Annotated in this window: 16 protein-coding genes; 10 read left to right on the top strand and 6 right to left on the bottom strand. The window is 70.7% G+C overall.

Annotation, left to right across the window (positions count from 1 at the left end; all coding sequences use genetic code 11):
* The first annotated feature begins 17 nt into the window (after positions 1–17).
* On the top strand, positions 18–1,283 hold the full coding sequence (locus AB0M01_RS06375; RefSeq protein ID WP_363666062.1) for a M48 family metalloprotease: 1,266 nt from the start codon (positions 18–20) through the stop codon (positions 1,281–1,283).
* Here AB0M01_RS06375 and AB0M01_RS06380 read toward each other — a convergent pair.
* Together AB0M01_RS06380 and AB0M01_RS06385 are read right to left on the bottom strand one after the other, a co-directional pair.
* Positions 1,280–2,248, bottom strand: coding sequence for a glycerophosphodiester phosphodiesterase (locus tag AB0M01_RS06380; RefSeq protein WP_363666064.1), 969 nt, complete (start codon positions 2,246–2,248; stop codon positions 1,280–1,282). The genes AB0M01_RS06375 and AB0M01_RS06380 overlap by 4 nt on opposite strands.
* 64 nt (positions 2,249–2,312) lie before the next feature.
* The gene (locus tag AB0M01_RS06385) at positions 2,313–2,939 is read right to left on the bottom strand and encodes a lysoplasmalogenase (RefSeq protein ID WP_363666066.1); all 627 of its coding nucleotides are present in this window, start codon (positions 2,937–2,939) and stop codon (positions 2,313–2,315) included.
* Positions 2,940–3,004: 65 nt separating this feature from the next.
* Here AB0M01_RS06385 and AB0M01_RS06390 point away from each other — a divergent pair, with 65 nt between their 5' ends.
* Positions 3,005–4,726: an ABC transporter ATP-binding protein gene (locus AB0M01_RS06390; RefSeq protein ID WP_363666068.1), complete on the top strand. Its 1,722-nt coding sequence runs from the start codon at positions 3,005–3,007 to the stop codon at positions 4,724–4,726.
* Positions 4,723–6,459: an ABC transporter ATP-binding protein gene (locus AB0M01_RS06395; protein ID WP_363666070.1), complete on the top strand. Its 1,737-nt coding sequence runs from the start codon at positions 4,723–4,725 to the stop codon at positions 6,457–6,459. Before AB0M01_RS06390 ends, AB0M01_RS06395 begins: the two co-directional genes overlap by 4 nt.
* Positions 6,460–6,495: 36 nt before the next feature.
* Here AB0M01_RS06395 and AB0M01_RS06400 read toward each other — a convergent pair whose 3' ends face one another.
* A complete protein-coding gene (locus AB0M01_RS06400) occupies positions 6,496–7,086 on the bottom strand; it encodes an rRNA adenine N(6)-methyltransferase family protein (RefSeq protein WP_363666072.1) in 591 nt (196 codons plus the stop codon).
* A 61-nt stretch (positions 7,087–7,147) separates the two neighbouring features.
* A complete protein-coding gene (locus tag AB0M01_RS06405) occupies positions 7,148–8,179 on the bottom strand; it encodes a CapA family protein (protein ID WP_363666074.1) in 1,032 nt (343 codons plus the stop codon).
* Positions 8,180–8,444: 265 nt separating this feature from the next.
* Between AB0M01_RS06405 and map the strand changes: the two genes are divergently transcribed.
* Entirely contained in the window at positions 8,445–9,215 is a 771-nt protein-coding gene (map, locus tag AB0M01_RS06410; protein ID WP_363666076.1) for a type I methionyl aminopeptidase, read from the top strand.
* 536 nt (positions 9,216–9,751) lie between these two features.
* On the opposite strand, the gene AB0M01_RS06415 is transcribed toward map, so the two are convergent.
* Positions 9,752–10,876, bottom strand: coding sequence for an Rv2578c family radical SAM protein (locus AB0M01_RS06415; RefSeq protein WP_363666078.1), 1,125 nt, complete (start codon positions 10,874–10,876; stop codon positions 9,752–9,754).
* 37 nt (positions 10,877–10,913) lie between these two features.
* A complete protein-coding gene (locus AB0M01_RS06420; protein WP_363666080.1) occupies positions 10,914–11,780 on the bottom strand; it encodes an NAD(P)H-binding protein in 867 nt (288 codons plus the stop codon).
* Between the two features lie 60 nt (positions 11,781–11,840).
* On the opposite strand from AB0M01_RS06420, the gene AB0M01_RS06425 reads away from it, so the two are divergent.
* The 6 genes from AB0M01_RS06425 (at position 11,841) to AB0M01_RS06450 (ending at position 19,471) form a co-directional block, all read left to right on the top strand.
* The gene (locus AB0M01_RS06425; RefSeq protein ID WP_363666082.1) at positions 11,841–12,626 is read left to right on the top strand and encodes a TetR/AcrR family transcriptional regulator; all 786 of its coding nucleotides are present in this window, start codon (positions 11,841–11,843) and stop codon (positions 12,624–12,626) included.
* Between the two features lie 613 nt (positions 12,627–13,239).
* The gene (locus AB0M01_RS06430; protein WP_363666084.1) at positions 13,240–15,003 is read left to right on the top strand and encodes an HSP90 family protein; all 1,764 of its coding nucleotides are present in this window, start codon (positions 13,240–13,242) and stop codon (positions 15,001–15,003) included.
* Entirely contained in the window at positions 15,000–17,645 is a 2,646-nt protein-coding gene (locus AB0M01_RS06435; RefSeq protein WP_363666086.1) for a hypothetical protein, read from the top strand. The genes AB0M01_RS06430 and AB0M01_RS06435 overlap by 4 nt, the downstream gene beginning before the upstream one ends.
* Before the next feature lie 56 nt (positions 17,646–17,701).
* Entirely contained in the window at positions 17,702–18,079 is a 378-nt protein-coding gene (locus tag AB0M01_RS06440; RefSeq protein WP_363666088.1) for a hypothetical protein, read from the top strand.
* Between the two features lie 244 nt (positions 18,080–18,323).
* The gene (locus tag AB0M01_RS06445; protein ID WP_363666090.1) at positions 18,324–18,842 is read left to right on the top strand and encodes a SigE family RNA polymerase sigma factor; all 519 of its coding nucleotides are present in this window, start codon (positions 18,324–18,326) and stop codon (positions 18,840–18,842) included.
* Positions 18,839–19,471 carry a hypothetical protein gene (locus tag AB0M01_RS06450; protein WP_363666092.1) on the top strand — a complete coding sequence of 211 codons (633 nt, stop codon included), beginning with the start codon at positions 18,839–18,841 and terminating at the stop codon, positions 19,469–19,471. The genes AB0M01_RS06445 and AB0M01_RS06450 overlap by 4 nt, the downstream gene beginning before the upstream one ends.
* Positions 19,472–19,476: the final 5 nt, after the last annotated feature.

Raw genomic sequence — 19,476 nt, forward strand, 5'->3', positions numbered from 1 at the left:
ACTGTCACACTGCTGCCGTGCAGACCGAAGCCGGCGTGACCCGGTGCCCCCAGTGCGCCCAGCAGATCCGCCTCGACCCCGGCTACGTCACCTGGTGCGACCAGTGCGACTGGAACGTCGACCCGACCGGCTCCGACCACCAGCAGCCCGCGTGGCGCGTCAAGCTCGAGCACCAGCTCGCTGACACCCTCTACCGCGAGCTGGAGAACGGTCGCATCCAGCGCCCGGGCGTCGACGCAGCACGCATCGCGGCGTACCTGCTGTCGGCTGTGCTGCTGGTGCTGCCTCTGGTCGCGCTGGTCGGCGGTGTGGCGTTGCTGGTCTTCTACCGGCCGCTCTGGCTGAGCATCCCGCTGGCAGCGATCGCCATCGCCATTGGGCTGATGCTGCGTCCCCGTGCCACCCGGCTGGATCCTGACGTCCAGCTGGTCTTCCGCGAGGACGCACCGGTGCTGTTCGGGCTGCTGGACCAGATCGCTGCAGCTGTTGGTACTACGCAGGTCGCTGCGGTTGCGCTGGATGCCGAGCCGAACGTCTGCTTCGTCAGGGTTGGGTGGCGGTTCCGGCCAGTGATCGGGATCGGGCTGCCGCTCTGGACGGGACTGCGGCCGCAGGAGCGGGTGGCTGTGCTGGCGCACGAGCTGGGGCACGGGAGGAACGGGGACGCCCGGCACGGCTGGGTGGTCGATGCCGCCGAGTCGGTACTGGAGCAGCTCGAAGCGGCGTTCACCGAGCAGCCGTACGACGAGTACAAGCTCGACGCGGCGCACGCGCTGGGCACCGACACCTCGACCAGCCACCTCACCCGGGTGATCAACAGCATCGTCGGGCCGATCATCCGCGGCTACGCCTGGCTGCTGGACCGGGTGAGCCTGCGCGGCAACCAGCGGGCCGAGTACCTGGCCGACCGCACAGCTGCCGAGGTGGCCGGCTCCGAGGCCGCCGCCTGGGCGCTGGAGCGGACGCTGCTCGGCGACACGTCGTACAGGGCGTTGGAGCGAGCGCTGCGCTTCGAGAAGGACCTGCCACCGCTGGAGGCCGTACGGCGTGCTGTAGCCGAGACACCGAAGCGCGAGATCGAGCGGCGGCTCCGGGTCAGCAGGCTGCGGGAGACCCGGACCGACTCCAGTCACCCGCCGACCTACCTGCGGGCCAAGCTGATCCGTGCCCGCCCGGCGACCAGCGCCCGCGTCGTACTGGGCCTCAACGAGAACCAGGCGATCGACCAGGAGCTGGCAGCCGCTGCGGAGCAGGTACTGAAGGACCTGCGGGGCTCGCTCTAGACCTTCAGCGTGGCCCGGCGAGTCATGGTGGCCACGGCGATGTCGGGGTGGTCGGCGAAGACGCCGTCGATACCTGTGGCCGCGAAGGCCTTCAGCTCGGCGGCCAGGTCCATGCCGGTCGGCAGGAAGCGGCGCTCGGCCCGGAAGGTCCAGACCTGCACCTTGAGCCCGGCGCGGTGCGCCTGGTCGACCAGCCGGGTCGGAGCGTCCAGTGTGCCGTCGGAGCGGCGCGGGATGACCAGGTCCTTGTGCGGCGCCAGCACCTCGGCGTACGTCGAGATCTCGCGCAGCCCGGCCGGTGCGGTCAGGTCGGTGAAGGTCCGGTCGTCGCCGAAGCGCTGGAAGTCGTTGGGGGTGCCCTCGGAGTCGACCAACTGCACCAGCGGCACGTCGGTCATCACCGCGAGCCGCCGCAGGCTGGTCGGCTCGAACGACTGCACCATCGCCTCGCCGCGGCGGACGCCGAGCGCGGTCAGCCGCTCGGCGAGCAGCTCCTCCAGCGGCAGCCCGAGCCGCCGGAAGTACGCCGGGTGCTTGATCTCGGGGATCACGCCGATCGGCCGCCCGAGCCGCGCGGACTCCTGCCGGGCCAGCGCCACCACGTCGTCGAAGGTCGGGATCGCCTCCCGGCCGTCGTACGACGTGTTGGCGGCGCGCAGGGCGGGCATCCGCTCCCGCGCGCGCAGCGTGCGCAGCTCGGCGTACGTGAAGTCCTCGACGAACCACCCGGTGACGGCCTCACCGTCGACGATCTTGGTGATCCTGCGGTCCGCGAACACCGCGTGGTCGGCCACGTCGGTGGTTCCGGAGATCTCGTTCTCGTGCCGGGCCACCAGCACGCCGTCCAGCGTGGCGACCAGGTCCGGCTCCAGGTAGTCGGCGCCGAGCGCCGCAGCCAGGCGGTAGGCCGCCGGCGTGTGTTCCGGACGGTAGCCGCTAGCTCCACGGTGCGCGATGACCAGCATGCGATCCAGGACAGGCGCCCGAGGTGACCCCGGGGGAACTAGTTGCCCAACGCAAGATGAAGCTCTACCGAGCCGCCGGCACCGCCTCCGCCACCCGTTCCCGAGCTGGAACCAGACCGACAACCAGCAGGTATTGCGCCAGACAGTACGTCGCCATCACCAGGTAGTCCCGGCCGGCGAAGTCGTGCCCGGCCAGCTCGACGCCGATCAGCCCGTCGGACACCATGAACACCAGTCCGCCGATACCGGTCCGCCAGTCGAACCACATGCTCGTCAGCGCCGTACCGGTGACCAGCAACGAGTAGACCGCGACCGGCAGCCGCTGGTCGTCCAGGCCGGGCCAGAGGAACACCATGCCGGCCAGCCAGAGCACGCCGTACGTCGCTGCCGCCTTCCAGGAGCGGTGGGTGGTCCGCTGGGAGAACAGGACGATGTAGCAGACGTGGGCGACGCCGAAGGCGGCCATGCCGAGCAGCAGCTCGTCACCTTCGAGCAGGGCGTCGCCGAGCAGCGAGGCGGCCAGTGCGCCGGCCAGGAGCCAGGCGGCGCCCTGGAGGCGAGCCCAGACGGCCAGGGTCGGCATCAGCGCCAGCTTGGTGAGCAGGCGCGGCAGCTTCTCGTCGATGGCGATCGCGACCAGGTGCGCGACGGACAGTACGGCGTACAGGACCAGCCCCCAGCGGTTCCGCATCGTTCGATCGTAGGCCCTTAAACCACATGCGTTCTGTCGGTGCCGGGACCTAGCCTGGACAGGTTATGAAACAGCTTCCTCTCGCCGATCCCGGCACTCCGGACCATCGTTCTGCCGCGCGCTACCTGCTCTGGGTGGCGCGCGGGCAGAAAGCCACGCTCCTGGGCGGGATGACCTTCGGGATGCTCTGGATGGGGGCGCAGGCGTTCGTGCCGGCGATCCTCGGGAAGGCGATCGACGAGGGGATCGCGGGCGGGGACGTCGAGCGGCTGCTGGGCTGGACGGCGCTGCTGTTCGCGGTCGGGGTGGTGCAGGCGCTGGCCGGCATCATGCGGCACCGGTTCGCGGTGTCGAACTGGCTGAGCGGCGCCTACCGGACCGTCCAGGTGGTCACCCGCAAGTCCGCCGACCTGGGCGCGACCCTGCCGAAGAACCTGGCCACCGGTGAGGTGGTCAGCGTCGGTGCCGGCGATCTGGCCTACATCGGGAACCTGCTGGAGATCTCGGCCCGGTTCAGCGGCGCGATCGTCGCGTTCGTGGTGGTCGCGGTGATCCTGCTCAGTACGTCGACGGTGCTCGGCCTGGTGGTGCTGATCGGCGTCCCGCTGATGCTGTTCGCGCTCGGCCCGATGCTGCGCCCGCTGCACCACCGGCAGTCCGCGCAGCGTGAGGCGGTCGGCGAGCTGAACTCGCTCGGCTCCGACATCGTCTCCGGCCTGCGCGTACTGCGCGGAATCGGCGGCGAGGAGTCGTTCTCCAAGCGCTACCGCGCCGAGTCGCAGCGGGTCCGCGGCGCCGGTGTGAAGGTCGCCGGGATCCAGTCCGTGCTCGACGCGGCGCAGGTCTTCCTGCCCGGCATCTTCGTGGTCAGCGTGGTCGGCCTCGGCGCGCACTTCGCAGTCCGCGGCGACCTGAGCGCGGGCAGCCTGGTCGCGTTCTACGGGTACGCGACGTTCCTGGTCCTCCCGCTCCGGACGGCGACCGAGATGGCGAACGCCCTGATGCGCGCGCTGGTGGCCGGGCGCCGGATCGTCCGCGTGCTCGCGCTGACGCCCGACGTGACCGACTCGGCCCAGCCGGTCCGGCTGCCGGAGCGCGGCGACCTGGTCGACCCGGTGTCCGGCATCCGCGTCCGCGACGGCCGGCTGACCGCGATCGTCTCCGCCGAGTCCGACCAGGCCGCGCTCGTCGCCGACGTCCTGGGCCGGTACGACGACGCCAGCGAGGTCCGGTACGGCGGGGTCACGCTGGCCAGCGCCACCCGGGCCGACGTCCGGCAGCGGATCCTGGTCAGCGACACCGGCTCCCAGCTGTTCACCGGCGTACTGCGCGACGAGCTGGACCCCAGCGGCCGGCGTACGGACGAGGAGCTGATGGCAGCGATCCGGACGGCCTCCGCCGAGGACGTGCTGGTCGCGCTGGCCGACGGGCTCGACGCCGAGGTCGAGGAGAAGGGCCGCTCGTTCTCGGGCGGCCAGCGGCAGCGACTGGTGCTGGTCCGGGCGCTGCTCGCCGACCCGTCGGTGCTGGTGCTGGTCGAGCCGACGTCCGCGGTGGACGCGCACACCGAGGCCCGGATCGCCGACCGGCTCCGCGAGTACCGGGAGGGCCGGAGCACCGTCGTCCTGACGTCCAGCCCGCTCCTGCTCGACCGCGTCGACGAGGTGATCTTCGTCGCCGACGGCCGGGTGGTGGCGACCGGTCAGCACCGGCAGTTGCTGGAGACCGAGCCGCACTACCGCCGTACTGTCACCCGCCAGACCGAGGACGAGGAGGTGCTCGCATGAAGCAGATCCTGCCGGTCGCCGACTCAGCGCAGGTCCGCAGGCACGCCCGCCTGCTGGCTCGGCGGCACCCGCGCGCTCTGCTGATCGCGCTCGGCCTGCACGCCCTGGCGGCAGTCACAGGTCTGGCCACGCCACGGCTGATCGGTGAGCTGGTCGAGAACGTCCAGCGCGGTACGACGGCGTCCGCGGTGAACCAGGTGATCGTGGTGATCGCCGTGTTCGTCGTGGTGCAGTCGCTGCTCACCCGCTGGGCCCGGTACCGGTCGTTCGCGCTCGGCGAGCAGGTGCTGGCCGAGCTGCGCGAGGACTTCGTCGACGACGCCCTGGCGCTGCCGATCGGAACGGTCGAGCGGGCCGGTACCGGCGACCTGCTGTCGCGCACCTCGCGGGACGTGGACACGCTGTCGCGGACCGTGCGGTTCGCCGTACCGGAGACGATCATCGCGTTCGTCACCGTGCTGTTCACGGTCGGTGCCGCGGTGCTGGTCGGCGTCTGGGTGCTGGTCCCGCTGCTGGCGATGGTGCCGGTGCTCTGGCTGAGCACCAAGTGGTACCTGCGCCGCGCCAAGGACGGGTACCTGCGGGAGAACGCGGCGTACGCGCAGATGACCAGCTCGCTGGCCGAGACGGTCGAGGGTGCGCGCACGGTCGAGGCGCTGCGCCGGTACGAGTCGCGGGTTCGCCAGGGCGACAAGGACATCCGCGGCTCGTACGACGCCGAGCGGTACACGCTGTTCCTGCGCACGGTCTACTTCCCGGTGGTCGAGGTCGGGTACCTGGTGCCCGTCGTCGGCACGCTGCTGTTCGGCGGCTGGCTGCACATCAACGGCCACGTGTCGCTCGGCGCGGTGACGGCCGCGGTGCTCTACGCCAGCCAGCTGATCGACCCGGTCGACCGGCTGATCTCCTGGCTGGACGAGCTGCAGTCCGGTGGCGCCGCGCTGGCCCGCCTGCTCGGCATCACCGACGTACCGGACGACCGGACGCCGACCGGTGAGCAGCCGTCCGGCGAACTGGTCGAGGCGCGCGACGTGCGGTTCTCGTACGTCGACGGCCGCGACGTGCTGCACGGCGTGGACCTGACCGTCCAGCCGGGCGAGCGGATCGCGATGGTCGGCCCGTCCGGCGCGGGCAAGTCGACGCTGGGGCGGCTGATCGCGGGCATCCACCCGCCGCGGACCGGGTCGGTCAGCGTCGGTGGGGTCGGGATGACCGACCTGCCGCTCGACGAGCTGCGCCGGCAGGTCGCGCTGGTCACCCAGGAGCACCACGTGTTCGTCGGCACGCTGCGCGACAACCTGTCGATGGCGTCGCCGGAGGCGTCGGACGAGACGCTGCTGGAGGCGCTCGACGCGGTGGACGCGCGGGAGTGGGCCGAGGCGTTGCCGGAGGGGCTGGACACGCGGGTCGGCTCGGGGCAGTTCGCGCTGACGCCGGCGCAGGCTCAGCAACTGGCGCTGGCGCGTCTGGTGCTGGCTGATCCGCACACGTTGGTGCTGGACGAGGCGACGTCGCTGATCGACCCGCGGGCTGCGCGGCACATGGAGCAGTCGTTGGCCGCTGTGCTGGAAGGGCGGACGGTGATTGCGATCGCGCACCGGCTGTACACGGCGCACGATGCGGACCGGGTCGCGGTGGTCGAGGACGGGACGATCAGCGAGCTGGGCAGTCATGACGAGCTGGTCGCTCGGGACGGTTCGTACGCGGCGTTGTGGAAGTCCTGGCACGGATGAGCTGCGAAAGGCCCGCTCCTGGTGGAGCGGGCCTTTCTATCTCTTGGTGATTCTCAGGACAGCGGAATCGACATGGGGTGGTGGGGTGAACGCCTTGCGGGGAAGGCGGATACCGATCGAGGTGTCGTAGTGGCGGGTCCAGCGAGCTGCTCCCGGGGCACGGCCTTCGACCCAGCGGTTGACCACCTGGCGCTGGAGTACGAGGTCTGCCGACAGCAGGCGTGAGCCTGGTGCGAGCAGCCTCTTCAGCAATGCGGTGGAGACGCCGTACGGCGGGCTCGAGATCACTCGGAACGGGCGAGTCGGCAACCGCAGGTCGGTTGCGTCGACCTGGATCACCCTCACCGACCCGGAGCGGTTGCCTGTCGGCGCCGCTTCGGACCGGCCTGCGGTGCTCGGCGCCCCGAAGCGTTCGCGGAGCTTCGCGGCACGAACTGGGTGCAGCTCGACGGCGATGACTTCGGCGCCGGCTCGCACCAGCGGCCCGGTCAGCGCGCCGAGACCGGCTCCGACGTCGAGGACGAGGTCACCGGAGCGCACTCCGGCGGCGTCGACGACGCGCTGGGCCCAACGACTATCGAGCGGATGCCATCCCCAGGCACCCCTCGCCTGCCCGGAGGCGGGCACGACGGACCATCACGAAGTACGTAATCATGCTCGGGAGCCTAGAGCGCTTCGTGCCTTGTTCTCAAAGGGTTTTCGGCGCTTTGCTGAGACTCTCGACGGTCTCCGTCGTCCGGCGCTCGGCCAGCTCGAGCCGCTCGCGCTTGGCCGGCGGCAAGTCCGGCTTCGCGAGCTCACGCCGTACGTCGAGCACCCGCACCGGCAGCGCATCGGTGACCAGCAGCGGTGCGTACTCCGGAGCCGCGGCCTTCCACCGGTCGCCGTCGCGCTGGAACGTGAACTTGACCAGCAGCCCCTCGGACTTCGGCGCCTTCGGCATCCGGTGCGCGGCGACCAGGTTGCCGAGGCCGTAGGCGACCCACTTTCCGTTCAGCTGCTCGATCGGCTGCACCACGTGCGCGTGGTGCCCGAGGAGCAGGTCGATGTTGCTGTCAGCAAGCAAGTCGGCGGCCAGCGCGCGCTGCTCGGGGCTCGCGCTGGCCGAGTACTCGGTACCCCAGTGAGCGCTGACCACGACGATCTGCGCGCCGAGGTCGCGAGCCTTGGCCGCCATCGCCTTGATCTTGACCGGGTCGAGCTTCCCGGCCCGCCAGGTCTCGCCGTTCGGGTACGGCATGCCGTTGAAGCCGTAGGTATAGCTGAGCAGCGCGACCTTCACGCCCTGCACGTCGACGATCGTCGGCGTCGCCGCCTCCTGCGGGGTGCGCGCCGTCCCGGTGTGCTTCAGGCCGGCCTGGTCGAGGGTGCGCAGCGTCCGGTCGATGCCGGCGGCCCCTTTGTCGAAGCTGTGGTTGCTGGCGGTCGAGCAGGCGTCGTACCCGGTTGCCTTCAGCGCGGGCACGATCTGCGGCGGGCCCTGGAAGAGCGGGTAACCGGAGTACGGCGCGCCGAGCGGGGTCTCGAGGTGGCAGACGGCGAGATCCGCGCCCTGGACAAGGGGTTTGACGCCGCTGAGCAGCGGCGCGAAGTCCCACTGCCCGTTGCTGCCGTCCTGGCGGGCGGTCGTCCAGAGGCGTTCGTGGAGCAGGACGTCGCCGGTGGCGACGAGGCTGATCTCCTGCCGCGCGCCTGCCTGCGGCTGAGCTCCCGTGCCCACGCTGGAGCCTGTCCCCGCGCCGGATCCAGAGCCGGAACCCTTGCCCGCGCCGTCGCTCGGACCGCCGCCGAGTGGCACGTCAGCGCAGCCGCTCAACCCGGCCAGCAGAACGCCGACCGCCAACACCTTCCACCGCATGCGCATCGCCAAGCCCCCAGGTCTCCGCCCCGGCAGGACGGACACCTACAAGACGTCGTGAGCAGGCAAAAGGTTGAGCGTGATTATGATACCGGGATAACTATCCCGTGACCCGAGGACGCAGCCGATGGTGGACCTGAAGACCCCCGCCGAGGTCGAGGCGATGCACGCGGCCGGACAGATCGTCGCGGCCGCACTCACCGCCGTGAAGGCCGCGGCGGCCGTCGGCGTCTCGCTGCGCGAGCTGGACGAGATCGCCCGCGACGTCCTGCGCGCCGCCGGCGCGGTGTCGCTGTTCGACGGATACCAGCCAGGCTTCGCATCCACGCCGTTCAAAGGCGTCATCTGTACGTCGGTCAATGACGCGGTGCTGCACGGCCTGCCGAGCGACCTGCGCCTGCAGGACGGCGACCTCCTGAACGTCGACTGCGGCGCGTCGGTCGACGGCTGGTGTGCCGACTCCGCCACCAGCTTCGTCGTCGGTACGCCGCGCCCGGAGGACCTGGCGCTGATCGCCACCACCGAGCGCGCCCTCGCGGCGGGCATCGCGACCGCCGTACCGGGCGCACGCCTGGGCGACGTCGGCGCCGCAATCGGTGCCGTCGGCACCGAAGCCGGCGTCGGCACCAACCTCGACTTCGGCGGCCACGGCATAGGCCGCCGAATGCACGAGGAACCCCACATCCCCAACGGCGGCCGCCCCGGCCGAGGCCTGAAACTCCGCGCCGGCCACGTCCTCGCCATCGAACCCTGGTTCTGGCACGGCCCCGGCTCGACGTACCTGATCGACGACGACGCCTGGACCCTCCGCTCCACCGACGGCACCCGAGGCGCCCACGCCGAACACACCGTCGCCATCACAGCCGAGGGCCCAAAGATCCTCACCCTCCGCCAGTAACCACCCCTCGTCTCCCCCTTACAGACAAGAACTTTGAGCACCGCTCAGCCACGGAACGCCCCAGATTCTGGCTGGCGGGTGCTCAAAGATGCCGCACGCAGCGAGGGCAGTGCGGAACAGTTCGCCCGCGAGGGGCTCGCGATCCGGTCGAGGACAAGCGGGCAGCGCTCCACCGACGCTCTCAGCACCTCCGCCCCGGGCAGGGGCATCTTTGAGCACCGCTCAGCCAACAATCGGGCCGGAACCTGACTGGTGGGTGCCCAAAGATGGTGGGAGCGTGAGGTGAGCGAGGGCAGGGGGCTCGTGGGCCGGCCGGGAGGTGGGCGGTCCGGCGGACGGGCTCGCCCGCGGCCGGCCAACCGGTACGGCGGCTGGTCGGGCGCGGGAGTGCGGGTAGGCCCCTGGCTAGGCGTGCAGGTCGGCGGGCCCGAGCGGTGGCCCGCGCGGCACGGCGGTGAGCCGGTTGGAACAGCGGCTGGTGGGTCGTACTCGGGGAGTGCGGCTTAGAACAGTGGGTCCTGCTCGGGGAGTGTGAGCTAGAACAGTGGCTGCTGGTCTGGCTCGGGGGTTGCGGCGGGTACGGGGGCCGGGTGGCGGCGGGTGGTGGAGGTGTTGAAGGGGGCTGGGCTGGATCGGCCGCGGAAGCGTGCGGTGGGTTCGCCCCAGCCGGAGAAGGAGCCTTGGTCGGAGGCTTCTACGACTCCTCGGTGGGAGGACGTGCCGAAACCGTGTTTTTCCAGCAGGGGGCGAACTTTGGACTCGAAGGCGTTGCGGTAGCTGGGGGCGGCGTTGGGGCCGTGGGCGTACAACGACTCGTAGCGGCCGACCAGGTCGGGATGATCCTCGGACAGCCACTTCATGAACCAGGGTTTGACGCCGGGACGCAGATGCAGGACGAGGGTTGTCACGCCGGTCGCGCCGGCGGCGGCCAGGCGGGCGAAGAGGTCGTCGAGCTGCTCCGCGGAGTCCGTGAGCCACGGGAGCACCGGGGCGACCATCACCCCGCACGGTAGACCGGCCTCGCGGACCGCTCGGATCAGCTCCAGGCGGCCGCGGACCGACGGTACGCCGGGCTCGAGGCGTCGGCGCAGCTCCTCGTCGGCGAGCGCCAGGGATACTCCGATGCCGACCGGGACCTGCTCGGCCGCGGACTGCAGCAGTGGCAGGTCGCGGCGGAGCAGCGTTCCCTTGGTCAGGATCGACAGCGGCGTCCCGGAGTCGGCCAGCGCGGAGATGATGCCCGGCAGCAACTGATAGCGACCCTCGGCGCGCTGGTAAGGATCGGTATTGGTGCCGAGGGCAACTTGTTCACCACGCCAGGACGGCCGGGCCAGCTCCCGGCGCAGGACGTCGGCGACGTTGGTCTTCACCACGATCTGCCGGTCGAAGTCGAGCCCGGTGTCCAGCTCCAGGTACTTGTGCGTCGGGCGGGCGAAGCAGTACCGGCAGGCGTGAGTGCAGCCCCGGTACGGATTCACCGTCCAGTTGAACGGCAGGCCCGACCCCGGCACCGAGTTCAGCGCCGACCGCGCGACCACCTCGTGGAACGTGACGCCCTGGAACTCCGGGGTTGTCACCGACCGGACCAGGCCCGCGATCGAGCCCAGCCCCGGCAACGCGCCAGGCGCCTCCACGTCGAGCTGCTGTCCCGCCCATCTCATGGAGTACAGTCGAACACATGTTCGGCCAGCTTTCAAATCACGTCCGGAACGCGGCCACGTTGTCCTGGGCCCACGCGCGGTACGGCTTGGCCGGCCGGCCGGTCACCTCCTGCACTACCGGCGACGGCTCGGCGGCGTACTCGGCCATCATCCGGAAGCCGTCGACGAGCCACTCGGCCGACTCGGCGCCCATGAACGGCGTCCACGCGGCGACGGCCTCCGCGTGCGTCAGCTCCTCGAAGCGCAGTTCCCGCCCGAGAGCCTCGCCGATCAGCGCGACCTCCTGCGGCTGCGTCAGCTGCTCCGGCCCGCTCATCAGCAGCTTCTGCCCGGTGTAGCTCTCGTCGCGCAGCACGACGCTCGCCACCGCCGCGATGTCACCGAGGTCGATCGGCAGCTGCATCGCGCCGGCGTACGGGCCGCGGACGACGCCCTCGGTCTTGATCGACTCGGCCCAGTCGAGGGTGTTGTTCATGAACTGCCCGGGCCGCAGGTGCACCCACTCGAAGCCGCCGTCCTCGATCGCGCGCTCGACCTTGTAGTAGTGCCAGGACTCCGGATCGCCCATCGCCTCGTACTCGGCCGGCTCCCCCGACAGCACCACCACCCGCCGTACGCCGGCCTTCTGCGCCGCCGCCACGAACTCGTCGACGAACGCCGGCAGCGGCGCCAGGTACACCGTGTCGATCCCCTCCAAAGCCGCCGGCAGCGTCGCGGGCTTGCCCAGATACCCGCGCGCCACCTCCACGCCGGGCGGCAGCGCCGCCTTCGCCGGGTTGTTCGTCAACGCCCGTACGCCGGTCACGCCCGCCGCCACCAACTCGTCCACCAGCAGCCGCCCGACGCTGCCGGTCGCACCCGTCACCAGGATCGCCATCCCCAACTCCATCCACTCCGAGAGCAATTCTCGTAGGGTATACGAGAATTGGCTCTCATAGGATGCGGCGACGAGAAGAGGTGCGGAATGACGGTGCAGCACAGCGGTGGCGGCCCGGCCGCGCGCACGCTCGCGCTGCTGTGGCGCAAGCAGACCCAGCGGGCCGCCACCAAGGCCCGCGGCCGGAAGCCGACGCTGCAGCTGGACACCGTGGTCGACACCGCGGTCGCGCTCGCCGACGAGCGCGGGATCGCGGCCGCCTCGATGGGCAACGTCGCCAAGGCGCTCGGCGTCGGCACGATGACGCTCTACACCTACGTGCCCTCCAAGGAGGAGTTGCTCGACCTGATGGTCGACCAGGTCCTGCTCGAGCGCGGTCTGCCCGGCCCCGGCGAGGACCGCCCGGCCAACTGGCGCGCGCAGGTCGGGCTGTACTCCGACGAGACCCGCGCCATGTACTCCCGGCACCCCTGGCTGGCCCGGGTCTCCACGATCCGCCCGCCGATCGGGCCGGGCATGCTGGCCGCCCGCGAGTACCTGCTGTCCACGATGTTCGCGCTCGGCCTGCCGCCCGCCCGCGCGAACCTGGCCGCCCTCGCGATCGCCACGTACGTCGACTCCGCCGCCGGCGGCGAGGCCGAGAGCGACCTGATCGAACGCTCCACCGGCCAGACCCACGACGCCTGGTGGCACGAGCGCGGCGACCTGTGGGAGCACTACTTCGACGTCGACCGCTACCCGACGATGACCGCGGTCTGGAACGACGGCGCCGGCGACGGTTCGGCGTACGGCGACGGCACCCGCGAGGTCACCGCCGAGGCCTACCGCTACGGCCTCGACCGCCTGCTCGACGGGATCGCCGCGACAGCGTAGCTCCCTTCGTGGGAACCCGGCGGAGATGAGAGGTCGGTGCCGGGTGCGTCGACGACACTCACCGACGGTGTAGCTGCCACCGATATCGGCAGCGACGTATTCCACTCTGCCTACGTGCAGTGCAACATCTGTGGCAACCGGCCAAGGGGCAAATGAGAAGTACTCGTCGCCCTCACGGCCTTTTTCACCGAGATCTCGGGGTTCGGTATCTCGCTGAAGCGGGACGTCCAGCAGGCCAAGGAAGAGGCGACTGAGCGCCGATCCGCGCTGAGATCGACCAACTAGCCAACGAGTTCTGAACAAGGCTCCGTCGGACGCCCTGGGCATGCGCAACGCCTGGTCAAGGCGATCGTCAACGAGGAGGCACCCCTCGGGCAGTACTGCGCGCTCCGCGCTTTACGTCGTCTGGTCTCCGTCGACTCATCTCTCGGTGCTACCTCAAGACAACAGCTACACGGGCTGCAGAGTCGACTGGCTGTCGGATCTGACCGTGCCTACGAGCTGTCCGCCGTGCTGGCTGCCGTTGACGGGTAGGCCTCGCTCGTCCGCAACGCGGAGGTTGCCTCTCGAATGCCGTAGCGTTCAGGCAGTTGTGGGCTGGAGGGGCTGGGGAATGGGTAGCGAGAACTTTCGGGTGGACCTGCAGGGGGTCGTCGATCTCCTGAGTCATCACCTGTACAGCAGTCCGCGGGTGTACCTGCGGGAGCTGCTGCAGAACGCCGTCGACGCGGTGACCGCGCGGCGGTCCGGGGACGCGGCGGCGCCTGGCGTGATCGGGATCGTCGTGGACGGGCAGCGGCTCAGTGTCAGCGACACCGGGATCGGGCTGCGGCCGGAGCAGGTGCGGGAGCTGCTGGCGACGATCGGGCGGAGCTCGAAGCGCGACGAGATCGGGTTCGCGCGGTCGGAGTTCCTCGGGCAGTTCGGGATCGGGCTGCTGTCGGCGTTCATGGTGGCCGACGAGATCGAGGTCGTGACGCGTCCGGCCGACGGGCCGACCACGCGCTGGAACGGTACGGCGGACGGCCGCTACACGATCAGCGAGTCCGCGGCCCGCGACGAAGTCGGTACGACGGTGACCGTGCAGGCCCGGCGCGGTGCCGAGCAGTGGTTCAAGACCGCGACGGTGATCGAGCTGGTGAAGCTCTTCGGGGCCCTGCTCCCGTTGGAGATCACGGTCAACGGCGAGCGGGTCACCGACGGCGTCGCGCCCTGGGAGGGCAACGGCCGGGCCGACCTGGTCGGCTACGCGCAGGACCAGCTCGGCTTCACGCCGTTCGACGTGATCCCGCTGAACAACCCGGCGGCCGGCCTGACCGGTGTCGCGTTCGTGCTGCCGTTCGCCGCCAACCCGGCCGAGCGCGCCACGCACCGCGTCTACCTGAAGCGGATGCTGCTGGCCGAGGGCGTCGAGGGGCTGCTGCCGGACTGGGCGTTCTTCGTCCGCGCGGTGATCGACACCTCCGAGCTGCGCCCGACGGCCAGCCGCGAGGCCCTGTTCGACGACGGGCACCTGGAGACCACCAGGGAGGCGCTGGGCGAGCAGCTGCGTGGCTGGATGGTCCGGCTCGGCAGCACCGACCCGCAGAAGCTGGACCGGTTCCTGGGGATCCACCAGCTCGGCGTGAAGGCCCTGGCGCTCCACGACGACCAGATGCTCCGGCTGGTGCACCGCTGGCTGCGGTTCGAGACCAACCACGGCCGGATGACCGCCGCCGAGCTGCAGGAGCTCAAGGGCGAGATCCGGTACGTCGGAACGATCGAGGAGTTCCGACAGCTCGCAGCGGTCGCCTCCGCACAGAACCTGACCATCGTCAACGCCGGCTACACCTACGACGCGGAGCTGCTGGCCCGCCTGCCGGACGTCGTACCGGGGCTGGTCACCAGCAGGTTCGACCCGACCGAGCTGAGCACCAGCTTCGACAGCCTGGACCCGCAGACCGAGCTGGAGCTGCGCCCGTTCGTCCAGCTCGCCCAGGAGGCGCTGGACTCGGTCGGCTGCGAGGTGGTCGTCCGTGCCTTCGACCCGGCGTCGCTGTCGGCCATCTACCTCGTCGACCGGTCAGCACAGTTCGCCAGTGAGCTGCGCGCGACCAGGGAGCGCACCGACGCGCTCTGGTCGGACGTGCTCGGCGCACTCGACACCAACGACGACAGCCGCCCCCAGCTCGTGCTGAACCACCGCAGCCCGCTCGTACGCCGGATGGCCGCGCTGACCGACCCGGAGCTCGCCAGGCTCGCGGTGGAAGGCCTGTACGGGCACGCGCTGATGCTCGGCTACCACCCGATCGGCCCGGCGGACTCCGCCTTGGTGAACCGCTCCTTCCTCGGCCTGCTCGACCAGGCTGTTCCTACTTCGGAGGACCCGACGCGATGACAGAAGACCTGGTCGACCGCCTGCACCAGGCCCAGTCGGCGCCGTACGGTAAGGCCCGTACGGCGATGCTGGAGGACGTGGTCCGGCGCGCCGACGCCGCCGGGGCCGAGGACCTCGCGTTCTTCAGCCGGCTCAACCTGGTCACGTCGTACGTGATGGGTGGGGAGCCGCGCCGGTCGCTGGTGCCGTTCGCGCGCTGCGTCGCCGACTGGGACGCGGACCCGGCCAAGTACCAGGAGCACTCGCACTCGTTCCTGTGGTGCTTCAAGTACGCGCCGAACACGCTGACCAAGTTCCCCGAGGTACCGCTCGACCGGACGTACGCCGTACTGGACGACATGGAGCGGCGCTGGCAGGTCGGTGGCCACAGCCCGCACGCCGTGCACCAGCACCGCTGGCAGGTGGCCGCGCACATCGGTGACGACGCGGCCGCTGCCGAGCAGTTCCGGCTCTGGTCGACGTCGCCGCGCGACGACCTGTCCGACTGCATCGGCTGCGACCCGACGCACAAGGTGCTGCACCTGACGACCACCGGGCAGACGGCCGAGGCAGTGGCGCTGTCGGTCGGCGTACTGGACGGGCAGCTGACCTGCAACGAGCAGCCGCAGCAGATGCTGACCACGCTGCTGCCGGCGTACGTGGCCGAGGGCATGTACGCCGAAGCTGTCGACGCGCACCGGCGGGCGTACCGGATCCTCCGCAACCAGCCGGGTGAGCTGAGCGCGTACGCCGACCATGTCCGCTTCTGCGCGCGGACCGGGAACCTCCCGCGCGCTGTCGAGCTGATCGAGCGGCACCTGCCCGACCTGGCCGAGCCGCCGAGCCCGCTGGCCGCGATGGACTTCGCCGCGGCCGCGTCGCTCGCGCTGAGCCGCGTCGACCTCCGGATCCGGCGAGCCGGCGATGAGGTCGAGTCGGCGCAGCTGGCGGACGAGCTGGCCCAGCAGGCGCTGGAGCTCGCGGCGCAGTTCGACGAGCGGAACGGCACGACGCGGCAGAGCGACAACGTGAAGGCCGTGCTGGCCGCGGAGCCGTGGGTGGACTACCTGCCGCTGTCGGAGACCGCTCGGCGTGCGCACGAGCGCGTGCTGCCGGCGCCGGTGCCGAGTGAGCCCCTGCCGGAGGGTGGCGGGCAGGCCTGGCTCGATCGGGCCGAGGAGGCATGGCAGACCGACCGCCGGACGGAGGCGGGTGCGGCGTGGGCCGCGTTCGAGCAGGAGGTACCGGAGAGCGAGCGGTCGCCGCTGGACCGCGCCCGAGTGCTCGACGGTCGTGGATTGGTTGCCTCGGACAACGATGATGCCGAGGTCGCGCTGGAGGCGTGGCGCGAGGCCCTGACCCTGTACGCCGAGCTGGGCGAGGAGATCCGGGTCCTGCGCGACCGTGGGCGGATCGGCCGCGTCCTGTGCGACACCGGACAGCTGGACGAGGGCCTGGCCACCGGCGAGGCCCCGCTGCGCCGGCTGATCGAGGAGGACGAGCCGCGACGGCGCGCCGGGTGGCAGTACTCGCTGGCGACCATGCTGGCTCAGGTCGGCCGTACCGAGGAGGCGCTGGCCGAGCTGGCGGTGCTCCGGAGCAGCCCGGACACCGAGCCGGATCTCCAGTCGGGCGCCGGAATCCTGCAGTGCAACCTGCTGCTGCAGCTGGAGCGGCTGGAGGAGGCGGAAGAGGCAGCGACCGCTGGCACGGGCACCCGGCAGCAGATGCCGCGCTCGTTCGCCTACCGCCAGCGCGGCTGGATCCGGCTCGCGCTGCAGCGCCCGGAAGAGGCTGTGGCCGACCTGGAGGAGGCGATCGCCCTGGCCACCGGTACGCCGGACAGCGAGGTGCACCTGGCGATCTGCCGGATGGAGCTCGCCAAGGCCTACCTGTTCAGCGGCCGCGCGCTGGAGTCGGCGGAGACCGCTGAAGAGGCGCTGCCCGCGCTGCGTGACCCGGAGCTGGCCGGTCTGCTTGGCGACGTCCGCGGCGTACTGGCTGATGCGTACAAGGCGCTGGGCGAGATGGAGCCGGCACTGGTGCAGGTGCGGGCGCTGCTGGCGGAGGCGCCGGCCGACGTGCACCCGTACTGGCTCGGGCAGACCAAGCAGGACGAGGGCAACCTGCTCGAACGCCTCGACCGCGACAAGGAAGCGGTGGAGGTCTTCGTGGCTGCGGCGGCGTACTTCGAGGCGGCTGAGCAGCCGCTGGAGACAGTGCAGGCGCTGCGGCTTGCCGGCCAGTCCGCGCGGTACGCCGGTGAGTTCGACCGGGTGCGGGAGCTGCTGGAGCAGGCCCAGTCGGTGCTGGAGGTGCTGCCGTCTGCTGAGGAGCACGTGCTGTTCCAGCAGGCAGGCATCTACTGGGACCGCGGCATCCTCGCGCTGCAGCAGGGCGACCTGGCGACGCTCGTTGCTGATGCGACGCGTGCTGCGGAGGCGTACGAGCGCGGTGGTTACGAGGACCAGCACCTCAACGCGCAGCTGCTGCTGGCGGAGCACGCCAGTACTGACGCGGCAGCGCTGGAGGGGATCTTCAACAGCCTGACGACGAGCCACCCGCACTACCACCGGGCCGGCTACCTGCTGGCCGACCGCCTGCGCCAGCTGGACCGGCACCAGGAGGCCGACGCACTGGAGGACCAGCTCAACCGAGCCTGAGCTGCAGCAACCTGCACTCTCCGACTACAGCTCCACCACGCGGGTACACGGATGGGGTGAACCAACGCCGGTGGGTCGCCCTGCTGATCGTCGCGATCGTGCTGAGCCTTGCCGGCGGCGTCCTCCAACTGCTCGACGGCCGCTGGCTGTCCAGCCTGCCCACTCTGCTCAGTGCCTCGATCGGCCTAGTCCTCCTGCAGCGCATCCGCCGGCCCGACTGGACTCCACCGCGGAGGATTCCCCGTTGGCGACTGGTCGTCTTCTGGGCCCTGATCCTGGCCACCAGCGCAGCTTTCGCCGTGGCTGCCGCCGTCAGCTCGCACACCAGTCGCCGCTGGATCGCCGCCGTCCTCGTCCTGGTACTGCTCGCCATCGGCGTTGCCTTCACCGCCTTGGTACGGAGCGCCAACTCAACGGCCGGACGAACAGAGTGAGCTCCGGGCGACAGCCGTGGCCGGTGACGCTGCAGCGTGCTCTGACCAGAAACCCACGGCAGCCGTGGTGGGTGTCGGTGCTCTTGGCTGTCACCTGCGTGCCTTCTAGTGTTTCGCCACGTACTGGGTGCTTGCTACCTGTCTGACACTCGGCGAGGTCTGTCGACGGCGGGAGCGGGAGTGAGCTTCGGGGGCATGCAACCTTCGGCGACGGTTCTGCCTCTTGGTCGGTATGCAGGGTGACGTGAAGACCCCACAGGTGAGCACGCGGGCCGACTTCGAGGCCTACGTGTCCGCCCGGTACGGCGCGCTGCTGGGCCTGGCCTACCTGCTGACGCAGGACCGCGCGCTGGCCGAGGACCTGGTCCAGAGCACGCTGACCAGGTGCTGGCTGAGCTGGCACAAGGTGCGGGCCGAGGACCCGACGGCGTACGTGCGCCGGGTGATGGTCAACACGCATACCGAGTGGTGGCGGCGCCGGCGTGGTGGCCGGGAGGTGCCGACCGACGACCTGGCCGCGGTGGCGCCTCCGGCGTACGGGGCTGTGCAGCTGGTCGAGCACTCCGACCTGATGCAGGCGCTGCGGCGGCTGCCTAAGCGGATGTGCGCCGCGGTCGTCCTGCGGTACTTCGAAGACCTGTCCGAGGCCGAGACGGCCGACGTGCTGGGCTGCTCGATCGGGACGGTGAAGAGCCAGACCCACCGGGCGCTGACCAAGCTGCGCGTCGATCTCACCTCCCAAGTGACTGTGGAGAGCCGATGAACACCGACGAGCTACGTACGCTGCTCAAGGAGGCCGGGCGACCGGTCGACTCGCCTGGTGACCCGGTCCCCGTCATCCGGCACAGGGCGAAGCGCTACCGGAGGCGGCAGGCTGTCGCTGCCATTGCCTGTACGGCGGTGGTTGCCGCCGGTGTGGTGAGTGCGGTGGACCTGTGGCCACGCGGCCAGGCTGAGCCTGCTGGGCCGGTCGCTACCGAGTTCCCGCTGCACGAGCTGGACGACACCCCGCTGCAGGTCGGCAACCGGCAGCTGTTGGGAGACCCGGCGCCGCACCGCGAGCTGGAGGCGAACGGAGGCCTGTACCTGGCGGTCGACGGGCTCGTACCCGGCGACCTGGTGCGGGTGCGGACGGCCTGTCCGAACGCGACCGCCGCCGATCCGGTGATGCTGTCGGTGTCGCTGAAGGCGTACCGGGAGCAGCAGCTCGACCCGCGAGCGACGCCACCGAGCACGCCGGTGCCGGGCGCGCGCCGGGTCCCGTGCACAAACTCGATCAGCAGTACCGACTTCGTCGTACCGGCCAGGTGGGACTGGTACGCGCTGGCGCAGGTGGGGATGAAGGCGAACGAGATCCGCAGCGTGAAGCTCGAGGTCGCGGCGTACCGCTAGCGTGG

The sequence above is a fragment of the Kribbella sp. NPDC051770 genome, from assembly GCF_040681455.1.
Taxonomy (GTDB): Bacteria; Actinomycetota; Actinomycetes; order Propionibacteriales; family Kribbellaceae; genus Kribbella.

Excerpts from the sequence above, each read along its gene's own strand:
- AB0M01_RS06380 (WP_363666064.1), bottom strand. The coding sequence starts at position 2,248 with ATGCTGGTCATCGCGCACCGTGGAGCTAGCGGCTACCGTCCGGAACAC.
- AB0M01_RS06385 (WP_363666066.1), bottom strand. The coding sequence starts at position 2,939 with ATGCGGAACCGCTGGGGGCTGGTCCTGTACGCCGTACTGTCCGTCGCG.
- AB0M01_RS06390 (WP_363666068.1), top strand. The coding sequence starts at position 3,005 with ATGAAACAGCTTCCTCTCGCCGATCCCGGCACTCCGGACCATCGTTCT.
- AB0M01_RS06395 (WP_363666070.1), top strand. The coding sequence starts at position 4,723 with ATGAAGCAGATCCTGCCGGTCGCCGACTCAGCGCAGGTCCGCAGGCAC.
- map (WP_363666076.1), top strand. The coding sequence starts at position 8,445 with ATGGTGGACCTGAAGACCCCCGCCGAGGTCGAGGCGATGCACGCGGCC.
- AB0M01_RS06415 (WP_363666078.1), bottom strand. The coding sequence starts at position 10,876 with ATGAGATGGGCGGGACAGCAGCTCGACGTGGAGGCGCCTGGCGCGTTG.
- AB0M01_RS06425 (WP_363666082.1), top strand. The coding sequence starts at position 11,841 with ATGACGGTGCAGCACAGCGGTGGCGGCCCGGCCGCGCGCACGCTCGCG.
- AB0M01_RS06430 (WP_363666084.1), top strand. The coding sequence starts at position 13,240 with ATGGGTAGCGAGAACTTTCGGGTGGACCTGCAGGGGGTCGTCGATCTC.
- AB0M01_RS06435 (WP_363666086.1), top strand. The coding sequence starts at position 15,000 with ATGACAGAAGACCTGGTCGACCGCCTGCACCAGGCCCAGTCGGCGCCG.
- AB0M01_RS06450 (WP_363666092.1), top strand. The coding sequence starts at position 18,839 with ATGAACACCGACGAGCTACGTACGCTGCTCAAGGAGGCCGGGCGACCG.